This is a genomic window from Sediminibacillus massiliensis, assembly GCF_900156915.1.
Taxonomy (GTDB): Bacteria; Bacillota; Bacilli; order Bacillales; family Amphibacillaceae; genus Sediminibacillus_A; species Sediminibacillus_A massiliensis.
The window spans coordinates 910178-930509 of sequence record NZ_LT732535.1; the positions used below are offsets into that span (position 1 = coordinate 910178).

General features: G+C 41.6%; 24 protein-coding genes and 1 riboswitch. Of the genes, 10 read left to right on the forward strand and 14 right to left on the reverse strand.

The genetic code is table 11. The features are described from left to right. Window positions 1-109 precede the first annotated feature (109 nt). Complete coding sequence (gene glcD, locus CZ434_RS05490; protein ID WP_077622195.1) at window positions 110-1525, forward strand: glycolate oxidase subunit GlcD; 1416 nt, start codon at window positions 110-112, stop codon at window positions 1523-1525. After that, on the forward strand, window positions 1522-2868 hold the full coding sequence (locus tag CZ434_RS05495) for a (Fe-S)-binding protein (RefSeq protein WP_077622196.1): 1347 nt from the start codon (window positions 1522-1524) through the stop codon (window positions 2866-2868). The genes glcD and CZ434_RS05495 overlap by 4 nt, the downstream gene beginning before the upstream one ends. A 37-nt stretch (window positions 2869-2905) precedes the next feature. On the opposite strand, the gene CZ434_RS05500 is transcribed toward CZ434_RS05495, so the two are convergent. The 4 genes from CZ434_RS05500 to CZ434_RS05515 all read right to left on the reverse strand — a co-directional run bounded on the left by CZ434_RS05500 (window position 2906) and on the right by CZ434_RS05515 (window position 6460). Then, on the reverse strand, window positions 2906-3625 hold the full coding sequence (locus tag CZ434_RS05500; RefSeq protein WP_077622197.1) for an alpha/beta fold hydrolase: 720 nt from the start codon (window positions 3623-3625) through the stop codon (window positions 2906-2908). 79 nt (window positions 3626-3704) lie between these two features. Further along, the gene (locus CZ434_RS05505) at window positions 3705-4118 is read right to left on the reverse strand and encodes a YwpF-like family protein (protein WP_077622198.1); all 414 of its coding nucleotides are present in this window, start codon (window positions 4116-4118) and stop codon (window positions 3705-3707) included. A 4-nt stretch (window positions 4119-4122) separates the two neighbouring features. After that, complete coding sequence (gene moaA / locus CZ434_RS05510; RefSeq protein ID WP_077622199.1) at window positions 4123-5145, reverse strand: GTP 3',8-cyclase MoaA; 1023 nt, start codon at window positions 5143-5145, stop codon at window positions 4123-4125. 40 nt (window positions 5146-5185) lie between these two features. Next, entirely contained in the window at window positions 5186-6460 is a 1275-nt protein-coding gene (locus CZ434_RS05515) for a molybdopterin molybdotransferase MoeA (protein WP_077622200.1), read from the reverse strand. Window positions 6461-6667: 207 nt separating this feature from the next. On the opposite strand from CZ434_RS05515, the gene CZ434_RS05520 reads away from it, so the two are divergent. Continuing rightward, entirely contained in the window at window positions 6668-6994 is a 327-nt protein-coding gene (locus tag CZ434_RS05520; RefSeq protein WP_077622201.1) for a hypothetical protein, read from the forward strand. Between the two features lie 453 nt (window positions 6995-7447). Here CZ434_RS05520 and CZ434_RS05525 read toward each other — a convergent pair whose 3' ends face one another. From CZ434_RS05525 to CZ434_RS05535, 3 genes are all read right to left on the reverse strand, one after another. Next, window positions 7448-8020 (reverse strand): class I SAM-dependent methyltransferase, encoded by a 573-nt coding sequence (locus tag CZ434_RS05525; protein WP_077622202.1) that lies wholly within the window; start codon window positions 8018-8020, stop codon window positions 7448-7450. Window positions 8021-8117: 97 nt separating this feature from the next. Continuing rightward, window positions 8118-8477 carry a hypothetical protein gene (locus CZ434_RS05530; protein WP_077622203.1) on the reverse strand — a complete coding sequence of 120 codons (360 nt, stop codon included), beginning with the start codon at window positions 8475-8477 and terminating at the stop codon, window positions 8118-8120. 294 nt (window positions 8478-8771) lie between these two features. Next, on the reverse strand, window positions 8772-9218 hold the full coding sequence (locus tag CZ434_RS05535; RefSeq protein WP_077622204.1) for a hypothetical protein: 447 nt from the start codon (window positions 9216-9218) through the stop codon (window positions 8772-8774). Between the two features lie 163 nt (window positions 9219-9381). Here CZ434_RS05535 and CZ434_RS05540 point away from each other — a divergent pair, with 163 nt between their 5' ends. The 5 genes from CZ434_RS05540 (at window position 9382) to spoVAE (ending at window position 13011) form a co-directional block, all read left to right on the forward strand. Then, the gene (locus tag CZ434_RS05540; RefSeq protein WP_077622205.1) at window positions 9382-10386 is read left to right on the forward strand and encodes an aldo/keto reductase; all 1005 of its coding nucleotides are present in this window, start codon (window positions 9382-9384) and stop codon (window positions 10384-10386) included. Between the two features lie 288 nt (window positions 10387-10674). Beyond that, entirely contained in the window at window positions 10675-11151 is a 477-nt protein-coding gene (locus CZ434_RS05545; RefSeq protein WP_077622206.1) for a YhcN/YlaJ family sporulation lipoprotein, read from the forward strand. A 17-nt stretch (window positions 11152-11168) separates the two neighbouring features. Continuing rightward, window positions 11169-11648, forward strand: coding sequence for a stage V sporulation protein AC (gene spoVAC / locus CZ434_RS05550; RefSeq protein WP_077622207.1), 480 nt, complete (start codon window positions 11169-11171; stop codon window positions 11646-11648). Beyond that, window positions 11648-12664 carry a stage V sporulation protein AD gene (gene spoVAD / locus CZ434_RS05555; RefSeq protein ID WP_077622208.1) on the forward strand — a complete coding sequence of 339 codons (1017 nt, stop codon included), beginning with the start codon at window positions 11648-11650 and terminating at the stop codon, window positions 12662-12664. Before spoVAC ends, spoVAD begins: the two co-directional genes overlap by 1 nt. After that, window positions 12661-13011, forward strand: coding sequence for a stage V sporulation protein AE (gene spoVAE, locus CZ434_RS05560; RefSeq protein ID WP_077622209.1), 351 nt, complete (start codon window positions 12661-12663; stop codon window positions 13009-13011). The genes spoVAD and spoVAE overlap by 4 nt, the downstream gene beginning before the upstream one ends. A 36-nt stretch (window positions 13012-13047) precedes the next feature. Here spoVAE and CZ434_RS05565 read toward each other — a convergent pair whose 3' ends face one another. The 3 genes from CZ434_RS05565 to CZ434_RS05575 form a co-directional block, all read right to left on the reverse strand. Then, window positions 13048-14028, reverse strand: a complete 981-nt coding sequence (locus CZ434_RS05565) for a zinc-binding dehydrogenase (protein ID WP_077622210.1) — start codon at window positions 14026-14028, stop codon at window positions 13048-13050. 279 nt (window positions 14029-14307) lie between these two features. Next, window positions 14308-15732: a hypothetical protein gene (locus CZ434_RS05570; protein WP_077622211.1), complete on the reverse strand. Its 1425-nt coding sequence runs from the start codon at window positions 15730-15732 to the stop codon at window positions 14308-14310. Between the two features lie 92 nt (window positions 15733-15824). Then, complete coding sequence (locus CZ434_RS05575; protein ID WP_179107181.1) at window positions 15825-16691, reverse strand: DUF1028 domain-containing protein; 867 nt, start codon at window positions 16689-16691, stop codon at window positions 15825-15827. A 145-nt stretch (window positions 16692-16836) separates the two neighbouring features. Between CZ434_RS05575 and CZ434_RS05580 the strand changes: the two genes are divergently transcribed. Then, on the forward strand, window positions 16837-17199 hold the full coding sequence (locus tag CZ434_RS05580) for a YflT domain-containing protein (protein WP_077622213.1): 363 nt from the start codon (window positions 16837-16839) through the stop codon (window positions 17197-17199). 15 nt (window positions 17200-17214) lie between these two features. On the opposite strand, the gene CZ434_RS21975 is transcribed toward CZ434_RS05580, so the two are convergent. The 4 genes from CZ434_RS21975 to CZ434_RS22600 form a co-directional block, all read right to left on the reverse strand. After that, window positions 17215-17361 carry a hypothetical protein gene (locus CZ434_RS21975; RefSeq protein ID WP_179107182.1) on the reverse strand — a complete coding sequence of 49 codons (147 nt, stop codon included), beginning with the start codon at window positions 17359-17361 and terminating at the stop codon, window positions 17215-17217. A gap of 32 nt (window positions 17362-17393) precedes the next feature. Continuing rightward, complete coding sequence (gene thiT / locus CZ434_RS05585) at window positions 17394-17966, reverse strand: energy-coupled thiamine transporter ThiT (protein ID WP_077622214.1); 573 nt, start codon at window positions 17964-17966, stop codon at window positions 17394-17396. 91 nt (window positions 17967-18057) lie between these two features. Further along, window positions 18058-18158, reverse strand: a riboswitch (TPP riboswitch). Window positions 18159-18263: 105 nt separating this feature from the next. After that, window positions 18264-18674, reverse strand: coding sequence for a universal stress protein (locus CZ434_RS05590; RefSeq protein WP_077622215.1), 411 nt, complete (start codon window positions 18672-18674; stop codon window positions 18264-18266). 238 nt (window positions 18675-18912) lie between these two features. After that, window positions 18913-19713 (reverse strand): N-acetylmuramoyl-L-alanine amidase family protein, encoded by an 801-nt coding sequence (locus CZ434_RS22600; RefSeq protein ID WP_077622216.1) that lies wholly within the window; start codon window positions 19711-19713, stop codon window positions 18913-18915. Window positions 19714-19827: 114 nt separating this feature from the next. On the opposite strand from CZ434_RS22600, the gene CZ434_RS05600 reads away from it, so the two are divergent. Then, window positions 19828-20331: a GNAT family N-acetyltransferase gene (locus CZ434_RS05600; protein WP_245830923.1), complete on the forward strand. Its 504-nt coding sequence runs from the start codon at window positions 19828-19830 to the stop codon at window positions 20329-20331. Window position 20332 lies beyond the last annotated feature (1 nt).

Consider the following 20332-nt stretch of genomic DNA (forward strand, 5'->3'; position numbering starts at 1 on the left):
AAACATGCTATTCTGAGAAAAATCCCAATATAACTCCTTCTATATGTAAGCGCAACCAATGGTAGTGTTCTTTAAAGAACATAGCCAGATATGATAAAGGAGAGGTTTAATGCTAGATAACAGAATTATCCAAAACTTAATAAAGATTGTTGGTGATGAGAATGTAGCAACAGACAACGCTTCCCTACTTTCCTATTCCTATGATGCTACGCCTAATTTCCAGTCATGGCCGGATGTTGTAGTAAGTCCAAAAACAACCGAAGAAATAGCTGAAATTGTAAAATTATGCGCCTCGCATAATATCCCGCTAATCCCAAGAGGCTCCGGAACTAATTTGAGTGCCGGAACAACTCCTTTGTATGGGGGGATTATATTATTAATGAAACACTTGGACAAAATTCTTGAGATAGACGAAGCAAACTTGACTGTAACCACTCAACCAGGGGTTATCACTTTATCTTTAATGGAAGCTGTGGAAGCTAAAGGCTTGTTTTACCCACCTGATCCCAGTTCCATGAAAATCTCTCAAATTGGCGGAAATATAAATGAAAATTCCGGAGGATTGAGGGGTCTTAAATATGGAGTTACCAGAGATTATGTATTGGGATTGGAGTTCGTGACTCCAAGCGGTAATATTGTCAGAACCGGAGGCAAACTTGCCAAGGATGTCGCCGGCTACGATTTGACTGGATTAATGGTCGGTTCAGAAGGCACCTTAGGTGTTATAACGGAGGCAACATTGAAGCTTCTGCCCAAACCGGACACAAAGAAAACACTCCTCGCTTTATTCACTGATATAGACGCCGCTGCCGAAACCGTGTCCAAAATAATAGAAAATAGGATTATACCCGCGACCCTGGAGTTTTTAGACCGCGCCACTCTTCAGGCTGTAGAAGAATATGCCAAGGCTGGTCTTCCAACCCATGTAGAAGCTGTCCTCTTAATTGAGCAAGATGGAAAGAGCGAACAAGTTGAATCAGATATAGAGCAAATTTTAATACTTTGCAGAGAACAAGGAGCAGTTGAAGTCAGAGTCGCAAAGACCGTGGAGGAAGCAGAACAGCTAACCACCGCCAGGAGAGCCGCCCTTTCCGCATTAGCAAGGATAAAACCTACCACTATATTGGAAGATGCTACTGTTCCGCGTTCAGAAGTCGCAAGAATGGTGAAAGCAATCAACATTATTGCCGATCAATTTCAGGTAGACATATGTACGTTCGGCCATGCAGGCGATGGCAATCTGCACCCGACTTGTCTTACAGATGCCAGAAACAAAGAAGAAATGCAAAGAGTGGAACAAGCTTTTGAAGCCATTTTCAAAAAGGCAGTAGATTTAGGTGGAACAATCACTGGAGAACACGGGGTCGGAGCCATGAAGGCACCGTACCTCCACTTGAAAGCCGGGAAACATGGTGTCACCACGATGAAAGCGATAAAGCAGGCATTCGATCCCCAAAATATCATGAATCCCGGAAAGCTATTTTCAGATTCTGACAGGAAGCGTGTGGTGATCTCTAAGACATGAATACGGATAATTCACAAATGCAGGCGGAATTTAAAGAAAGAATGGACTATGACGACTTGATGAATTGTATGAGATGCGGTTTCTGCCTTCCCACCTGTCCCACTTATATTGAATCGGGAAATGATGAGACCCAGTCGCCAAGAGGAAGAATTGCCCTTATGAAGGGTGTTGTCTATGGTGAAATCGAGTTGGATAGTGAAGTCAAGCGCTCGCTTGATATGTGTCTGGGCTGTAGAGCTTGTGAACCTGTTTGTCCTTCGGGCGTAAAATATGGCCAATTGCTAGAACAGGCAAGAGATATCATTTATCAAAATCAACAGCCATCCTTCCCTGTGACAGCGCTTAGAAAGTTTGTATTTCACCATTTGTTTCCCCATCAAGACAGAATTATCGGCTTGATGAGTTTACTAAGACTCTATCAAAAAACTGGCATGCAGAAACTTGCAAGGAAAACGGGCTTGTTGAATCTCCTGTTGCCGGAACACCTACATAAGATGGAAAAAATACTCCCGGAAATCCCTTCTAGAACCATGATGCGCCACAGGCCACACCATATACATCCAAGTAACAAAAAAAGGCGGAAAGTCGCTTTCTTTTCAGGTTGTCTGATGAATACCATGTTTCTTCCCATCAATGAAGCTACTCTGAAACTTCTTGCTTATGCAGACTGTGAGATCGTAATCCCAAAACGGCAAAATTGCTGTGGGGCCTTACATGGCCATGGTGGTGAAAAAGAGATAGCCAAATCAATCGCAAAACAAAACATACGGGCTTTTGAAAACGAAGAAGTTGATCACATCATAACAAACGCCGGAGGTTGCGGTGCATTCTTGACAGATTACACAGAATTATTGAAAGACGAAGCAGACTGGAAAAACCGGGCAAGCCGGTTTTCAGATAAAATTACTGATATATCAAGATTATTGGTCGACTTGGAACTTGATAAAGAACTTTTAACAATAGAACCCCGGATCGTTACTTACCAAGATTCATGCCACTTAAGGAATGGGCAGCATACTATCCGGGAACCTAGGAAGCTGTTGCGTTCTATCGAGGGAGCTGTTTTCCACGAAATGAAGGACGCTGAAAGATGTTGTGGTTCAGCAGGGATTTATAATATAACCGAGCCGGAAATGTCCATGCAAATTCTTGATTATAAAATGGAGCAGACAAAAGCCACAGGGGCAACAGTCATTGTAACGACCAATCCTGGCTGCCTGTTACAAATGAAACTCGGCATAGAAAAAATGGGGTTAACAGAGCAGGTAAGTGCGGTACATCTTGTTGAATTATTACTTGAAGCCTATGAAAATGGCCTGAAAAAATGCCCTAAGAGAAAATAAAAGATGACGGGATCGTTCCAATAATTAAGCGATCCTGTCATCTTTCAATCATTAATAAGTACTTCTTAATGATATCACATATCCTTTTGTCTTCATTTATGTTGTGTCCATATCCATTTAAAATCATCGGTTGAAAAATCGGCAGGTACCATTCATATTTTCTCATATCTTGTTTGCTGATGAATGACTGACTTCCTTCCCCTTTGATCACCAATACAGGAAATTGAAAACCGCTCAAAGCTTCCCAGAATACTACGTCATGAGAATCGTTCTGCAAAGCCTTGGCAACTTTATAAGAGAGCTTCGCTTTCTCTTTGCCACTTCCCGGAAAAGGAATATAGGAATACTGGGACAGCCATTTTCGGGAAAGAGTTTTATGCAATGCAGGATAGTCGCCGATTATCATTCCTTTAATAGCAGATTTATTGCTCAAGGCATACCCAAGCATGTAGCTTACCCCTCTTGAAAAGCCATACATGGCAATTGCCTGTAAACCCGCATCTTTTGTAACCGCTTCCATATCTTGAATATGGTCATATAAAGTATAGCCATATTTGGGTCTTGCGCTCTTTCCTCTCCCTCGATAGGAAAGAACAACACAGGGATGGGGAGATAGTTTTTCTAGCATCCACTTATACTCATCTGCTGATTCACATAAGCCCGGCAGAATTAGCAACGGAACCTTAGTTGTGCCGAAATCACCATTCATTAAATAATGGACAGCAACCCCTTGATTATCTACCCATCGTTCCTCCAAAGCAACCTCCCCCTCCGATGTTTCATGTTCTGCTTTTCAAGACAACAGTACATACAAGTATATATCCGTGCCTTGCTGCCTACATTCGATCTTTGAAAGCATCAAGTAATTCGTCACCTTGATAACCTTCTTCAATCAATGCCTGAAGTGTCTTTTCAATTTGATCTCTTTGCAGATCAACCAATGTTCCGATAAATAATACATTCATATGTTTGTTTTCCAGGTCATTGACTTCGACGATGGTAGCCACAAACGTTGCAGGCTGATTGCTCGGTTTCGTAATCTTAGCCTGCAGCATTAACTTATCCTTTTTATCAGACAACTCATCGAAATAAGGTTTATAGGAGTGATCGAGATATGCTTCCAACATCCATTGATTTTTTTCATCTTCCCGATTAATGATCAATCCATCGAGAAGTGGTATATTCTTCTGCTGAATGTCTTCTTTTCTGTCTTCTAAAACATCAAGTGAAATCAATTTAAAAGTTTTCATCTTGTTATCCTCCTATATAGGACATTTCGATCTTCTTTCGTTTTAGAGGTTTGCCTTCTTTTCGTTCATCTGAGTATCGGTCTTTACGCCGGGACCAAATGCTGATGATTTCCATCATAAGCTGGTTATCGCTGACCTCGTCCCTCATTATCTTACGAATATCATGACCCTGTGAGGCAAATAAACAGGTATATAACTTTCCTTCTGCAGAAAGCCTGATTCGAGTACAACTACTGCAGAAAGAATCCGTTACAGAAGAGATAACACCAATCTCCCCTCCCCCATCAACATAACGGTATCTCGAGGCCACTTCCCCATAGTAATTTGCTTCCACTGCTGTCAGGGGCATCTCCTGATGGATTTGATCAATAATATCTTTCTTGGACATCACTGTTTCCATATTCCATCCGTTATGATTCCCGACATCCATAAACTCGATGAACCGGAGGATTACGTCTTTACCCTTAAAGTACTTTGCCATCGGCAAAACCTGGGTATCATTCAGACCTTTTTTAACCACCATGTTGACCTTTACTTGTAAACCGGCTTTCATGGCTGCCTCGATTCCCTTCAGTACGGGTTGTGATCCAGTTCCCCGTCCATTAATTTTTCCGAACTCTTCATCTTCGATTGCATCAAGACTTACGTTTACCCGGTTCAAACCGGCCGCTTTCAACTTTGCTGCTTTTTTCGTCAGTAAAACAGCGTTCGTAGTCAAGGCTATATCCTTTATTCCATCGATTTGGTAAAGTCTTGCTATCAATTGGTCGAGATCTTTCCTAAGCAAGGGTTCCCCACCTGTTATCCTGATTTTTTCTGTACCCAATCCGGCAAAAATTTCGGCCAGCCGGACAATTTCATCAAAACTCAAAAGTTCATTTTTAGTTAGAAAGGGGTAGTCTTTATCAAATATTTCCGCAGGCATACAGTATGTACACCTGAAATTACACTGGTCAGTCACAGAAATCCTTAAATCCTTTAAGGGGCGTTTAAAATGATCAGTTATATATTGGTTGTTATTTTCCATGCCTTATCGCTCCTCAGTCAATTACACTAACGCAAAAAGTTCACTTTATCGTTCCAAAGGACTTCTGGCCTTCAAGATTGTCTATTAATAATACACTTACTTTGTCACCAGCTTGATACCCTCTCGTACTGCCTGGAAGAATCATCAAAGCATTGGTAAACGCAAGGGATGTTACTACTGCCGATTTGTCCATCCCGACCGGCTTCACCCGAATTTTCCCGCCCTGAAAGTCAATCGCACTCCTTACAAAGCGTGTGAATGGATTAGGTTTTGGAAAATCGATTTCCAATTCTGCCTCCGCCATTTTGGCATATGGCTTTTCCTCTAACAGAAAGGACCGGAGAAGCGGCCGTACAAAAAGTTCGAAGCCGACATAGCATGCAGAAGGATTACCAGACAGCCCAAACAGCAGCTTTCCGTCTTTTTCAGCAGCAGTTGTAACACTGCCGGGTCTCATACCAACTTTATTGAAAAGCACTTTCGCTTCCATTTTTTTATAAATATCAGGCAGCAAATCGAAGTCGCCTACAGAAACACCTCCTGTGGTGACCAGGAAATCCACCTCTTTCCAAGCCTTGTTCACTGCTTGATAACTGGTTTGGAAGTCATCTTCTAGTTTACCATAGTACTTCACTTCGCCTCCAGCCCTACCTATTTGAGATGCAATCATGTAAGCATTCGAGTTTCTGATTTTCCCAGGTTCTAATTCTTGATCCACATCCAATAACTCGGAACCCGTAGCAAAAACGCCTACAACCGGCTTTCGGACAACTTTAACAGTTGCATACCCAAAAGTGGCCAACAATGCCTTGACACCCGGATTGATAATCGTCCCTTTCTCAACTAACTTCTCATTCGCTGCTGTTTCCGAACCAGTAGCGATTACATTCTGTCCTGGCTCCATTTTTCTTTTCAGTGACATATAATCTTTGCCTTCATCGGTAAAAGAATTGCATATCTCGAACATTGCAACACAGTCAGCATCCTGTGGCAATTCCGCACCAGTCATTATTCTTACTGCCTGTCCGGGTTTTAATGAGCGACTCGCCCTCGAACCGGCCCCAATTCTTTCTACTACCTCAAAGACTGCCGGCGAATCCTTCGAAGCACCTTCCGTATCTTCAGAACGGAAAGCAAATCCATCATATGGAGATTTGTTAAATGGTGGAATCGGATGCGTTGCGATGATCTCTTCCGCCAATCGTCTGTTATCAGCCTGTTCCAATGACACGATTTCGGTATTCCCCTGAATTTTTCTATCCATTACTAGATCCACGGCTTTTTCCACCGGGATTGGCTTTCTTTTCTCCACCATTTTTCAACATACCTTTCTATTCAGCCTTTTAGTAAAGTTTAACAAAAACAAGAAAGCTGTAAAACAATCTGAAATATTGGTTTTATTTCAATATTTCCAGGGTATTTTACAACCAAGCAAACAAATTGACCCGAACATATAAAGTTATGTCTTTCTCTGCAAAACTAACTCAGACAGACAATAAACAATTTTGAAGAGGTGATTCCTTTGAAAGAAATAACTTCCTATCAAATTAATTTAAAACATAAAATGACCACCCAAGAAATAGTGGCATTATATCGTTATGCTTCAAAAAGCAGCCACGATATTTACTTATACCAACAAGACCAAATTGCAGATACTGCCAACTTTCCTAAGCTTATGTCCTTTTTCCTGGTAGCATCTGACAAGCAGCCGATTGTCGTGATTATCGATGGCGAAAATCCGAATGAAGTATATAAAGACTTCAGCGAACTATTGCGCAGCAAAGTGGAAAAATCAAAAATGCGCAACCACCATACCGTTAAGAGCAGTGGTATATCTATCGTAATCTAGTCGAATGTTTGATAACTTCATTTGAAGTTTATCATATATAATCATCCTTTTCTCCATCTTTTCTCGGCAAAGACCTCTGGTAAAAGTGGTCTTTGTTCTTTTTTCGTGATAATAAATTACCGCCTCTACTTGCAAATAACCGATACCTTCAAACATTAGGTTAATCTTACTCAACTTAAAGTTAAAGCCGGCCTCTTCATGAGAGGCCGGCTTTGATCATGGTACTAATTTACTTTTTACGACGTTCCACTTCTTTCTCTAATTCATATATGGAAATTATCATCTGTCTTCACCTCTTATATTGATTATAAGAGGCGTACCGATAATTCAATACGACACAGAGCAGTAATTATTTTCGGTCTTTGGTCCGAATGCAGTTTCCAACTCTTGAAGGAATATTCCCCCAAAAAAACTTTCCCACCAGCTGAAGGTGGGAAAGTCCTTTTGGGTAATCTATACTTCTTTAACTTTATCAGCCACTATATAATATACATTGCTGGACAAGCTGCCTGAGTTCACCTTGAATCCAGTATTCTGCAGTTTGTCTTTTAAAGCTTCCGACGGCAGACGATCATCCAATGGAGGTCCATCTTCGTCTTCAGATTGCTCCCATTCCACAATGACCAATTTACCTTGCTCATTAATGACGCGGTGAATCTCCCTCGTCGCTTTGTCTAAATCATCTGTCTGATGAAAGGCAAATGCAGCTAAACCTCTCTGAAAAGAATTATCCGGAAAATTCAAGTAATCTATACCGCTGGGCATCCGGTCAATGTTGTTCAAACCTTGATCTCTAGCATTTTCTTCCAATATTTCCAACAGTTCTTGATCTAATTCTACAGCCATCACTCTGTCTTTTGTTGCTTTCGCAAGCGGTAATGTTAGACGTCCGCTTTGTGCCCCCAACTCAATAATTTTTTCATCTCCCTGGAGATCCAGTAATTCGATCACTTTATCGAACGGGACATTTTCTTGCAAATCCATCAATTGTTCAGCTTTCTCATGGGATGAAATTTCTCTTGCCATTACTGATTCCCTCCAATCAAATTTAATAGTATATTGCCTGTTTAAACCAGTTCAAAACTACCAGCACTCTTCCATCAATATTTTTCCTTCTATGAAGTCAACTGTTTTTACGTTTATTCACTTTTTTTTCAATATACGTGCATAAATCGCCAATAGTCGGAAATCTCTCAAATTCTTGGTTGTCAGGCACCTCATCTTCAGGCAAAGGTGCCAAATCCCAATATTGAACCAACTCTGCAAAAGTTGCATTAAACCGTTCTTTGTTTCCTCCGTATAAAATATATAAATCTGCTTCTGTTGTAAGAAATTCACTGGTGCTGACTAAGTCTGTATTAGCATATTTATATACATATTTAACTACAGTGAGATAAATTTCGTAGACAATGCCCTTTTCATTGGCTATTTGCTTCAATCTTTTTTTCGTTTTAATTTTATCAAAATCAATAAGCTCTCCCATGTCCAGCACCTTTCCTGTAATTTCTTCTTTTTAATTAGGTTATTACAGAGATCAGGCTTCTTTTAGATAATTCCACTAATTGGATAAAAAAAAACTTTTATTATCAGAAGAAGGCTGGATTGGGGAGTTAGACCGTTAATGGTCAATAGAATAGGAACATACGTTGGAATTCCCTGATGAAAAATCCGATATCGGATTCTCTGAAAGTCACAAAAAATGATAAGCAAAGAATTCTCCCGTGTAAGATTGCGGAAAGTACCTTGCTTATCATTCTCGTTTCCGAACATTTTTCAGTCATTCAAAAATAATTTCCCTTTCTGCTGTTATTTCATTTAGTTCACCATCTACAAAAAACTGACATTTGATATACAAAGTGTAGCTGCCTTTCCCAGGCGACTCGAACACCTTCTCACCTTGCGGATAATATATGTTCCCTGGTTTCAATTCTTTCTGGACCGGACTTCCAGTGAAATCATGCCCTTCCCTATCGACTGAAGCGGAAATCAGAGGAGTGCGGTGCTCTACTGTTATTGCACTGTTCCCTCGGTATTCCAACGACCTAAGCACTTGAAAACCCTTTTCCCTCTCTTCGGCTCTCACATGCAATATAAAATCATCTTGTTCTTTATGTACTTTAACAGGTTCTTTCAGTTTGGCTTCGGTTGTTTCTGCCAACATATAAACAGTACCTCCGCCCACTAATAGGAAAACAAGCAACATGACAAGAACTCTTTTTGTCATAATTTCTCTCCTTTATAACAATCAATATTTAGAATTTTACATTTTCAAATAATAGACGATTCAAAAATGGAAAAAGTTTCATATTTTTGAATTTATTTTATCATGATTTAGAAAACATAAAAACGGGAACTTGTACATTAGTTTTACTTTGGAGGTGCAAATGATGGAAAAAACCAGCATAACAAACACTAATATAGAAACGAGTCGCATCGGGCTGGGTACATGGGCTATCGGAGGTACTCAGTGGGGCGGCACCGACGAAGATCAAGCGGTGAAAACAATCGAAGCAGCTTTAGATAAGGGAATCAATCTTATTGATACAGCACCAGGTTATGGCTATGGTAAAGCAGAGGAAATCGTTGGTAAAGCTATCAATCAGAACCATCACAATCGCGGAGATGTGGTCATATCCACTAAAGCAGGCATGAATTGGACAGATGAAGGTGATTTCTTTCGAGATTCCACCAAAGCAAGGATCCACCAAGAGGTAGAAGATTCTCTTAAGAGACTAGGAACGGATTATATCGATCTGTACCATATTCATTGGCCAGATCCGTTGACACCGATTTACGAAACGGCGGAAGCTTTGAATTATTTATATAGGCAAGGCAAGATAAAAGCTATAGGAGTAAGTAATTATACAACCGAACAGATAGATGTATTCCAAGAAGCTGCTCCCCTGCATACGATCCAAGTGCCGCATAATTTATTCGAAAGAGACAGCGAAAAGGATATCTTGCCCTATGCACATGCTCGAAATATTACAGCACTTTATTATAGTTCACTAACAAGAGGTATGCTTTCCGGTAAAATCCATCAAGAAAGCGAATTTACAGGAGATGATATCAGAAAATCGGCCGATCCAAAATTTCAAGGACCGTACTTTCAAGAATATCTTCAAGCTGTAGAAGAGTTGGATGATTTAGCTCAAGACCGTTTCGGAAAGTCGGTTGCACAGCTAGCGTTAAAATGGAATTTACAGCAACCAGGCAATAACATAGCCTTATGGGGAATGAGACATCCGGAACAATTACAACCATTAAACGGACTGTGGGATTTTGAGATAGACAGTGATTCCATGAAAGATATCGACGAAATCTTGATGAGAGTCATCAAAAAACCAGTAGGTCCCGAATTCATGGCTCCACCAGACAGACAAAACATTTAAAATTATTCAAATGACCGGGATAAACCTTATCCCGGTCATTTTTTATGAAATTTTTTATCTGTATCAGTGGAAATTTCAGGAAGGCATATTTAAGGAAAAGTGGATTAACCTATAAACAACTCAGCAGCTGGACAACTGTTTTCAAATACTTACTGAAATACGGCCTCTCGAAACGTTTCCGAGTTTCTTCTTAAGAGGCTGTCTCTTAGGTTAAATGACTTATCCATTCTCTAACGATTCAGACTTTACTCTTGCTAACTATACTACGACCATACAAGGTGATGCTCAATGAAAAGATTAATCGAACCAATAAGAATTATATCATTTGTTCTCTTGTTTGTTTTATTGGCAGGTTGCAATACCAATGAAAAGGACAACAGGACTGCCATAAAGGATCCCAATTACGACCTTACACAAGTCAACAGCCTCCCAGCTGTAAATCAAGCTGTAGCTAACGAGGCCAAGGAGGCTGTGCTGAAGAAAGGCCCCATTATTGGAGCAAGAAGCGTTAACACGGATAAGGAATTATTGATAGCCGTGGAAGTGAAACAGATGGACAGGTTCCGTTTAAAAGAATTAAAGAAGGATGTTAAAAAAACATTAGAAAAAAAATATCCAGAGAAAAAAATCGAAGTAAGTACAGACAAAAAACTATTTATCGAAATCGATAAACTGGAAAGCAAAATACAAAACCAGAAAATCGACAAAAAAGAGTTGAACAAAAGGTTCAAAGAAGTAAAAAGCTTAATTAATGATGAAGCATAACAAGCGAGGGAACAGAGATGGCAAATAACAAGAAAAAACAAAACAACTCCGCCGAAAAGCACTACCAGGATTTTGCAAAGCAGAGAGAAACAAAACGACCGGTATTAAAAAACTGTATAAAAGCGTTTCTCATCGGAGGATTTATTTGTGTTATCGGACAAGCGATTTCCACTTTTTACATTTACTTCTTTCATTTCACAGAGCAGAATGTCGGGAATCCAACTGTAGCAACCATGATATTCCTTACAATGTTGTTAACTGGTTTTGGGGTTTATGACCGGATCGCTCAAGTTGCCGGTGCAGGGACAGCCGTGCCTGTGACAGGATTCGGCAATGCAGTCATATCTGCAGCAATCGAACACAAAGCAGAAGGGTACGTATTGGGCGTCGGCGGGAATATGTTCAAACTCGCCGGTTCTGTCATCTTATTCGGTGTCTTCTCCGCGTTTGTAGTTGCATTGATAAAAACCATACTGATTCAATGGGGGGGATTATGATGCTGACAGGCAACCGGACTTGGATATTCGATAATAAACCGGTAATCATCTCAACTGGGACTGTCGGCGGTCCTTTCGAAGCTGCTGGCAATATACCGGATGATTTTGACCTTCTTCATTCCGATTTATATATGCAGCAGGACTCATTCGAAAAAGCGCACAAAATATTGCTGGAAGAAGCATGTCAGAAAACTATTGAAAAAGCCGGCATCCAAAAAGAACAGGTGAATTTTTTTATCGCCGGTGACTTGATCAACCAGATTACCCCGACAAGTTTTTCAGCAAAAACGCTGGGGACTCCTTATTTTGGCTTATTCGGTGCTTGTTCTACATCTATGGAAGGTCTAGCACTGAGCGCGTATATTGTCAATTCACAAGGAGCCGATTATATCCTGACCGGCGCTTCCAGCCATAATTCAGCTGTCGAAAAACAGTTCCGTTATCCGACAGAGTATGGAGGTCAGAAACCGCCGACAGCGCAATGGACCGTGACAGGTGCCGGAACTGCTCTCATCGGCCGGCAGGGAAATGGACCACGAGTGACTTCCGCTACAATCGGCAAAGTTATCGATATGGGGCTTACCGATCCCTTCAACATGGGAGGGGCGATGGCTCCGGCGGCGGTGGACACGATAGAAGCGCATCTTTCTGATCTAGGTTTAGCGGCAGATCATTATGATTTAATTATCACTGGCGATCTTGGACAAATCGGCCGGCAAGTTTCATTTGATTTGTTAAATGAGCATGGAATAAATTTGCCGAGCAATAAATATGTGGATTGCGGTCTTACCATCTATACAAAAGATCAGAAAGTCCATGCCGGCGCAAGCGGAGCTGGTTGTTCCGCAGTGGTCACATACGGCCATTTTTTGAAACGGATGATAAAAGGTGAGTTGAACCGTATATTGGTAGTTGCGACCGGGGCTTTGCTCTCTCCTCTTACAACACAACAAAAAGAATCGATACCATGTATAGCCCATGCAGTGGCAATCGAAAATGGAGGTGAAAGCCAATGATTTTCTTGTGGGCTTTCATAGTTGGGGGTATTATCTGTGTCATCGGCCAAATAATGTTTGATGTATTCAAATTGACTCCCGGTCACACGCTTAGCATTTTAGTGGTTCTGGGAGCATTGCTGGATGGTTTTGGTCTGTATGAACCCTTGATCGACTTTGCCGGTGCAGGAGCTACCGTCCCTATTACAAGTTTCGGCAATTCCTTGGTTCACGGAGCAATGCAAGAAGCCGAAAAACACGGGCTGATCGGTGTAATAACCGGGATGTTCCAAGTAACCAGTGCAGGTATCTCTGCCGCAATCATTTTCGGAATGATCGGAGCGATTCTTTTCAAACCCAAAGGATGATCAAAAAACTCAGGCAGATGCCTGAGTTTTTTTTGATCAACCAATTCTTAGTGCAATGTTGCCGAACTGTTTCGCCTCTTTAAGATAATCGAAAGCGTCCAGAGCCTGGGCCAGATCGAAACTTTCCGCCAGGACAGGCCTGATTTGATGTTCTGTGATGAAATTCAGCATCTGTCTCAATTCCTCGCGACTTCCCATAGTGGATCCGAATAACTTATATTGTCCATAGAAAAATTTCCTGATGTCGATTGTTATCTCATCTTCGGTAGTTGCTCCGAAAGTGACGATTTTGCCTCCTTTTCTCAACACGCCAAGCGACCTGTTGAATGTGGCCCTTCCAATACTTTCGATCACAAGGTCAATTTGTTCCGCTTTTAAAGATTCTACCCAGTCACTGTTTGTGTCAATCGCAACATCGGCACCGATCTCAAGAGCCTTGTTTCTTTTCGACTCACTCCTGGAAGAAACTATTACCCTTGCACCTGCTGCTTTGGCAAACAGAATTAGAAATGTAGCTACTCCGCTTCCCGCTCCAGGAACAAACACCGTTTCACCCTTTTGGATTTCCCCTTTAGTGAACAACGCACGAAATCCTGTCAATGCCGGGAGTGCCAATACACCCGCCTCTTCCCATGTAAGATGCCCAGGTTTCCTCTCGATATGATCACTGTCTGTGACTATGTATTCAGCAAATGTCCCATGGTCCGGCATTCCTAAAATCTCAAATCCCTCTGGAGGTGCATCGCTGTTTTCCTTCCATCCCAGTCCAGGATTTAAAAGGACCTCATCACCTACAGTGAATTTCGAGACACCCTTGCCAACTTCTGTAATTATTCCAGCACCATCTGACCCTAATACCAATGGTTCAGGGTTATCTCCCCTTCTGTTCGGGATATTCAAGTCCCGATGGTTTAAACCAGCGCATTTCAATTTTATTTTCACTTGCCCTTTACCGGCCAATGGCTCATCAATGTCTGAATATCTCACTTCTTTCCCTACATGTACAAATGCTTTCATTATTTTGCACTCCTTCAAGATAGTTGATTGCTGCCCCAGCTGTCTTCCATCCTCTTATCAAACTGGTTTCCTACATTCCATACATCCATCAACGCCCGGCAACATGAGCAGCAGAATCGTTCATTGTCAAAGATTATCGTATCATAGTTCAGACATTCCTCTAAAACAATTGATATCAATCTGTTGGAACATATTTCTCCTCCTGGGGATGGTTTGACAAGTTGATAAAAGAAAAAGAAACCCGCCATATACCAATGGACGGATTTCAACTATCAAATCTTAAAACAGAATCAACGCTAGCAGTGTAGATACAAACAAGCCACTCACTACAGGCACGAAATTCTTCCGGACAAGTTCCATCACTGGTACCCCGCAAAAACCGGCTATGGCAATTAGAGATGACCAGGCGATAATCGTTCCACCCCCCGTCCATATCGACCCCATCTGCCCTATAGCTGCAAGAGTAGATGGATCAATCGTTCCATCAGCCATGGCTCCAGATAGAGCACCAGTAAGAGGGAGACCGGAAAAACCCGATCCATCCAGCCCAGTGATTATACCGATGACCAATATGCTGAAGGCTGCAAGTACAGCACTTTCCGGCAGATAATCCTGTGTGGATTGGACGAGATCAAACAAAAACGCAGGCGGGTTCCCATCCGCAATAGACAACACGCTGCCAGAGAAATCGGAACTTCCCAGAAAGAAGAAACCTGCTATCGGTATGACTGGCCCCATCGCTTTAAAAGCAAACACAAATCCATCTGTTATATGATCACCTATATAATCGAGTGCTTTGTGTTTACCAAAGGCGATCGTAGATAATAAGAGGAGGACTACAGCCACTCCACCGATAAATGCTGCCCCATCTCCGCCTTCGAATCCTCCCATCCTTCCTGAAGTGAGCTTCGTCGAAACCATATAAATCATCACGGTCAACATGGACAAAGGGACAAGTACTGCAAACACTTTACTCCACATAGGTCCGGTTTGTACAGATTCGTGACGCTTTCCTTTATCCACACCTTGCATGACGTTCAGTTCTTGTTCGATCAACGGGTCGTTATTCGACCGAATATATCTTCGATTCAAAAGATAGGCAAGACCGATAGCGACCACCCCTGTGATTAACGAAAGAGCTAACGCTTTATCGACCAAGGCGGCCGTGTCTATTCCAGCAGCTTTCGCAGATAATTCAGGGGCCACCTGTATGACATAATCAGAAGACAAAGCCATCCCCTGACCGGCCAGAGCAACAGCTATGGCTGCTACTATTGCCGGAAGACCGGACCGGATTGCAGCTGGCACTAACAAAGCACATATCAACGGCACTGCCGGAGTCGGCCAAAAAAACAAGGAAATCACATAAGTGACACCAATCAGGACAAAAAAAGAAATATGGCCGTTCACCATAACCTTCTGGATGGGCTCGATCATTCGTTTGTCAGCATCCAGGTCTTTTAGCGAATGTAGTAACGCTACCATGAAAGTTATAATTAAAAAGATGTTGAACAATTCTTTGGCAGCCACCAAATTAGCGTTGAAAATTGCAGTAAAGCCGCCGATTACACTGCCCTTATAGACCCATGCTACAATAAAAGTTCCCAACAACGTCGGCAACACTACCCCTTTACGAAAAACCATGGTAAAAATGATCATCAGCGTAAACAGGCCGTAAAGCCAATGGGAGATCGTTAACTCCATATGAAAACCCCCTTATGTCTGGCTATTTTGTGTTATAGCCTATGCACAAGAGGGATAATAGGTGTTTGACTGCTCTTCGGGTTTAATAGTTCTCAGTTACCACGATTAATAAATTCAAGAACTTCCCGATCTATTTTTCCTGCTTCAAGTTCCCGTTCTTCGAAGTTTTCTGTATGTATAAATTTTGTCAAGGCTTCCTGCAATTCTTTTTCTTTAACCTGGGTTGATTGCAAGTAACCCCACTCCATCAGTCCGGATATCAATTCTTTTTTTACTGTACCTTCAATAACAAGCATATTATCTTGTTTTGTTTTACCGAAATATAATTGCTGCAGATTGTAAAGTCGACGCAGTTCTTTAATTGGTTCTGGATGGTCGTCCACCCTGAGGTCTACAAGTCGATCGTTAAATTGTCCATAGCCCCCTTTTTCCTTCACGACATACAGCGCAGCTGATTGTTTTCCTCTGCTGTCCCCGCCTGCTGATTGAGCTGCTTCAAGGGCGCCGATCAAACGTTCAGCAAGAGGCCCTTCCGAATTCTCATACGCTCTTCCCATTTCCGTAACTGTTTCTTTATTCACTAGTATATTTCCTTGTGCGGCATAATTATCTCCTTGGATACCGCCGGCCCAGTTATAACATTTATCTCCGGTGAAAGAGGCACTATTACCTTGTGCGTCAACGATGCCTACTTGCCGGTGCTCCCTGTCCGGGTCGTCTTTTATCAAGAGATCGATTGCTTCCTGGGCGGTTTTACCAGCTTCAAGCAATTCAAGTCCTCTTGGTCCATAGGAGGGATTTGCAAATGCCTGGGTGGCCACGGCCCCTATGTTCGCCTTAGCCCAAGGCACGACAGATCCTACCGCTATAAACTTGGATTGGACTGCAATGCCATGTTCCCCAGTATCCGGATCATATCCTACAATCGAAAAAGTAGCGACAATATCACTAATATTCATAATATTCCTCCTTTAATCTTTTCCATTTTATCCAACCATTCAGCATTCGGCAAACTTTCTGTCTTTATGTCACTAACCCCAGTTTAATAAACAGACCAAAGGGTATTTATTGAATATAATTCCATTATTAAAGGAGGAATCGAGCATGACGACGCCTTATGTCAAAAAGTACACAAACGATGAAGAACTTCAGCAGGATGTCAACACATTGAGCAGACAAGGAGTAGATAAAGAGAACATATATGTCCTTTCACATGATGATGACCGTACAAAAAGAGTTGCAGATAATGCAGGAGCAAACAAAATCGGCATGAAAGAAATGGACATGCAAAGCGCTGTCGGAAACTTTTTCAACAAGAAAGGCGATGAACTTCGCAATAAATTAATAGAAGTCGGGCTTTCCGATGTCGAAGCCGACAATTATGAAGAAGAAATGGATAAAGGGAAAGTTTTGATGATTGTGACAGAAACAAACAATGTAGATCGTCTTTTATCTGACAATATGTAAGAAGACAGCCGCATGCTAGCGGCTGTCTTCTTTATCGGCAAATTTCCCTTCAGAGCACTGAAAACAATACAGGTTTCCTTCTGACGTAACACCATTCAAAAAACCATTCTCACAATATATTTCCTTACCGCATTTTTGGCATTTGCCAACAAACTCTTCCATCCTCTTACCCCCTGCCAGGTTTTGAAGCTTCATTATGCAGCAGACGCTAATCGCGGCTGCTTATAAAACAAGAAGCCAATGACAATAGAACTCAAAATGAAAGCCGGAAGCATATATGATCCATTATACCATGTGGAATACCACCAGACAGGTTGATCTGCCGGAGCATACTCGGCAAAAAATACCACTCCCGCATAAAGGTGCCCGACAAATCTCAACACACATCCTGTAAATACTCCAACGGCAATATAGGTGAAAAACTTAGTCTTGTTCCCTGATTTCAAGGAGGATTGGACTTGTTTGGAAAATATACCTGCAGTTCCAAGCGCAGTAAAGGCCAGTCCATATTCAATAAAGCCTTGCAAAGGTGTCAAAATATAACCTGTACCCACTACAATTTGAAAAATCCCGAACAACAACCCACTAAGCAAACCTCCCTTAAGTCCCCAGCGGAATGCCACTATAAACACGGGAATCATAGCGAAAGATACAGACCCTCCTTGCGGCCAGATTTTAAACGATAGAAATGGAACAATATCCAGTACTAGGGCTAACGCCGAAAAGATAGCCACTTCTACTAAAAATAACGTACGTTTTGAATTCATGTTGCTTCCTCCCCTTATTTTTTGGCAACAAAAAAAGCAATGCCAAGGGGAAGCTTCCTGATGGAGGACCCGCTCACATTGCATACTACGCCATCAAAAAAGCCACCATCCCTACGCTAGTATTAACTAACAGGTTCAAAGGGTCTGAACTTTTCGTTCACTCTCAGCCATATGGCTCCCCCTGAAGGCTTTGTTACTTATGCTTTTTCTGCTAGTGGTATTATAACCTGAAAATCTCTGAACTATCAACTATCATTCTAGTTAACTGCGAGATTTTATGCCCTGATTCCAAATAAATTAAGGAACTATAATGACAGGACAATCTGCCAGTTGAAGGACCTTGTGAGAAACACTCCCAATCGTTTTTTTTCTTTTCTTCGGAGACATGATAATCCCCTTTATGTGCTTATTCTTTGCCTCGGAACAAATTTCATATGCCGGCAAACCATTTTTAACCTTGCAGGCTACTTCTACCCTGTTTCCAACTCGATGTTTTCCTTTTTCGAGTATCTTTTCTGCTTGCTCCAACTTAAATTCCTGTAGTTGTTGAAAACCAATCTTTTTTCGCGCATAGCTAGTGTGAACTTTAGGCTGAACATTCAACAATTCTAAAGAATAGCCTGCATCCCCAGCTAATTCCACAGCGTAATCAATGGCCCGCAAGCAGCTGGATGTTTCATCGATCGGAACTAAAAAAACACCTTTCATGGGCGCTCACCTCTACTGTATTCTATTCATGAGGTGAAAAAAAAGCTCCCTTTTACCTTCTTTTTTCATATTCTTTTGTAACGCTGTTTTCCTAGTGCAATCCACCCCCGTCTGCAATTTCATCATCGGCTGACAAGATTGCATTTCTACCCATGCTGTATAAATATTTAACTGTCCAAAAAGCATAGTTTGAGAATATCCCCCCTCACATGACCTGATAAACAATCAACATGGCGAACTATAGTACAAGCACATATTTGCTATTGGCAGTAAGATAAAAAATTTCTCCACGCGAATTATGGACTTTGTATTGCTCTCCATCTCCTACACGGACCTTTCCCACTATTTCCGGAAACCCAATTCCTTTATCGATGGTATTTACCACCGCGCCATCACTCCAGGATGGGCGGTTATAGAACCTTAAACCATCCACTTTGCTTTCCACCCTTTTTCCGATAAAGCCCTCCATACGTTTAACAGGGCTGCGGTAAGCATAACCTGTAAACTTACAAAAGGAGCGAACAACAGCCTCTGCATACCTCTCCCAACTGTTGGTCAATTGAGGAACATCGTCTCTTTGCGAATCAGCAAACCCATACTCGATTATAATTGTTTCTACTTTTCCGGTTTTCCTATTCATGTAGTAGTAGTCCTGATTGCTGACAGTAGGAAGTGTCCGAGTAAATACCCTTCTGACATTTTGGCCTTCCGAACTCAATTCGTCAGCGATCATTCCAGCCATTTTGCCATTACTGTGAATCGAATGAATCACCTCCGCTCCATCACCCCCTCCGGAATTCACATGATTGGAATGACAATATTTCGCCCCGCTATCTAGAACTTTTTTCACTCTGGTTTCTGGAGATAGCGTTAAATCTGCCATTCTCGTCATTGCTACCGGAATATCCAATTCCCGATATCTGTTATACTGGTACTTGGACAAACGAAGATTAAAGTCTTTTTCTTTCCAGACGGAATTACTTCCCCCACCTGAATCTGCTCCTCCATGGCCTGGATCAATAATCAAAATCGGTTTCATTAACTTCCTCCTTGTACTTTTTCCTCAGACTGCATGATAAGACAATGTATCAATCAGCCGTCTGGAGTTTTGCATTCATAATTATTAATCGTTCCGTACCTGATGAAAAGTGTCGTGCTGGAACAAGAAAGGAGTTTTTTTATCCATATTTCACCGTTAAAGGAAGAAGAAGTTTTTCATTTTTGCCAATGGAAATATCAAGAACCTTATGAAATGTACAGTCTTGATGAAACAGAAGAGATTAAACATGAGTTGCTGAATGGAACTTATTATTCGGTTAAAGATGAATCAGGAAACCTGATCGGTTACTTCTGCTATGGAGAAAGCGCTCAAGTACCGGGAGGGATAAAAGAAGGATTATACACAAAAAACGCGCTGGATATAGGCCTGGCCTTATCTCCAGAGTTGACAGGAAAGGGAATGGGCTTGAAATTTTTGAAAGTCGGAATCCGGTTTGCGGAGGAACAATTCGCCCCCTCCTTTCTAAGATTAAGCGTGGCGGCTTTCAACCAACGGGCTATAAAAGTTTATGAGAGAGCAGGTTTTAGAAAAGATAAGACTTTTACAAATAATTTGTTAGAGTTTATCATTATGACCAGGCATAGGAACAGGGACTGAT

What these genes read in the sequence shown, in the direction of transcription:
- glcD (WP_077622195.1), top strand. Translation starts at nt 110, where the DNA reads ATGCTAGATAACAGAATTATCCAAAACTTAATAAAGATTGTTGGTGAT.
- CZ434_RS05495 (WP_077622196.1), top strand. Translation starts at nt 1,522, where the DNA reads ATGAATACGGATAATTCACAAATGCAGGCGGAATTTAAAGAAAGAATG.
- CZ434_RS05505 (WP_077622198.1), bottom strand. Translation starts at nt 4,118, where the DNA reads ATGAAAACTTTTAAATTGATTTCACTTGATGTTTTAGAAGACAGAAAA.
- moaA (WP_077622199.1), bottom strand. Translation starts at nt 5,145, where the DNA reads ATGGAAAATAACAACCAATATATAACTGATCATTTTAAACGCCCCTTA.
- CZ434_RS05515 (WP_077622200.1), bottom strand. Translation starts at nt 6,460, where the DNA reads ATGGTGGAGAAAAGAAAGCCAATCCCGGTGGAAAAAGCCGTGGATCTA.
- CZ434_RS05525 (WP_077622202.1), bottom strand. Translation starts at nt 8,020, where the DNA reads ATGGCAAGAGAAATTTCATCCCATGAGAAAGCTGAACAATTGATGGAT.
- CZ434_RS05530 (WP_077622203.1), bottom strand. Translation starts at nt 8,477, where the DNA reads ATGGGAGAGCTTATTGATTTTGATAAAATTAAAACGAAAAAAAGATTG.
- CZ434_RS05535 (WP_077622204.1), bottom strand. Translation starts at nt 9,218, where the DNA reads ATGACAAAAAGAGTTCTTGTCATGTTGCTTGTTTTCCTATTAGTGGGC.
- CZ434_RS05540 (WP_077622205.1), top strand. Translation starts at nt 9,382, where the DNA reads ATGGAAAAAACCAGCATAACAAACACTAATATAGAAACGAGTCGCATC.
- CZ434_RS05545 (WP_077622206.1), top strand. Translation starts at nt 10,675, where the DNA reads ATGAAAAGATTAATCGAACCAATAAGAATTATATCATTTGTTCTCTTG.
- spoVAC (WP_077622207.1), top strand. Translation starts at nt 11,169, where the DNA reads ATGGCAAATAACAAGAAAAAACAAAACAACTCCGCCGAAAAGCACTAC.
- spoVAD (WP_077622208.1), top strand. Translation starts at nt 11,648, where the DNA reads ATGCTGACAGGCAACCGGACTTGGATATTCGATAATAAACCGGTAATC.
- spoVAE (WP_077622209.1), top strand. Translation starts at nt 12,661, where the DNA reads ATGATTTTCTTGTGGGCTTTCATAGTTGGGGGTATTATCTGTGTCATC.
- CZ434_RS05565 (WP_077622210.1), bottom strand. Translation starts at nt 14,028, where the DNA reads ATGAAAGCATTTGTACATGTAGGGAAAGAAGTGAGATATTCAGACATT.
- CZ434_RS05570 (WP_077622211.1), bottom strand. Translation starts at nt 15,732, where the DNA reads ATGGAGTTAACGATCTCCCATTGGCTTTACGGCCTGTTTACGCTGATG.
- CZ434_RS05575 (WP_179107181.1), bottom strand. Translation starts at nt 16,691, where the DNA reads ATGAATATTAGTGATATTGTCGCTACTTTTTCGATTGTAGGATATGAT.
- CZ434_RS05580 (WP_077622213.1), top strand. Translation starts at nt 16,837, where the DNA reads ATGACGACGCCTTATGTCAAAAAGTACACAAACGATGAAGAACTTCAG.
- CZ434_RS21975 (WP_179107182.1), bottom strand. Translation starts at nt 17,361, where the DNA reads ATGGAAGAGTTTGTTGGCAAATGCCAAAAATGCGGTAAGGAAATATAT.
- thiT (WP_077622214.1), bottom strand. Translation starts at nt 17,966, where the DNA reads ATGAATTCAAAACGTACGTTATTTTTAGTAGAAGTGGCTATCTTTTCG.
- CZ434_RS05590 (WP_077622215.1), bottom strand. Translation starts at nt 18,674, where the DNA reads ATGAAAGGTGTTTTTTTAGTTCCGATCGATGAAACATCCAGCTGCTTG.
- CZ434_RS22600 (WP_077622216.1), bottom strand. Translation starts at nt 19,713, where the DNA reads ATGAAACCGATTTTGATTATTGATCCAGGCCATGGAGGAGCAGATTCA.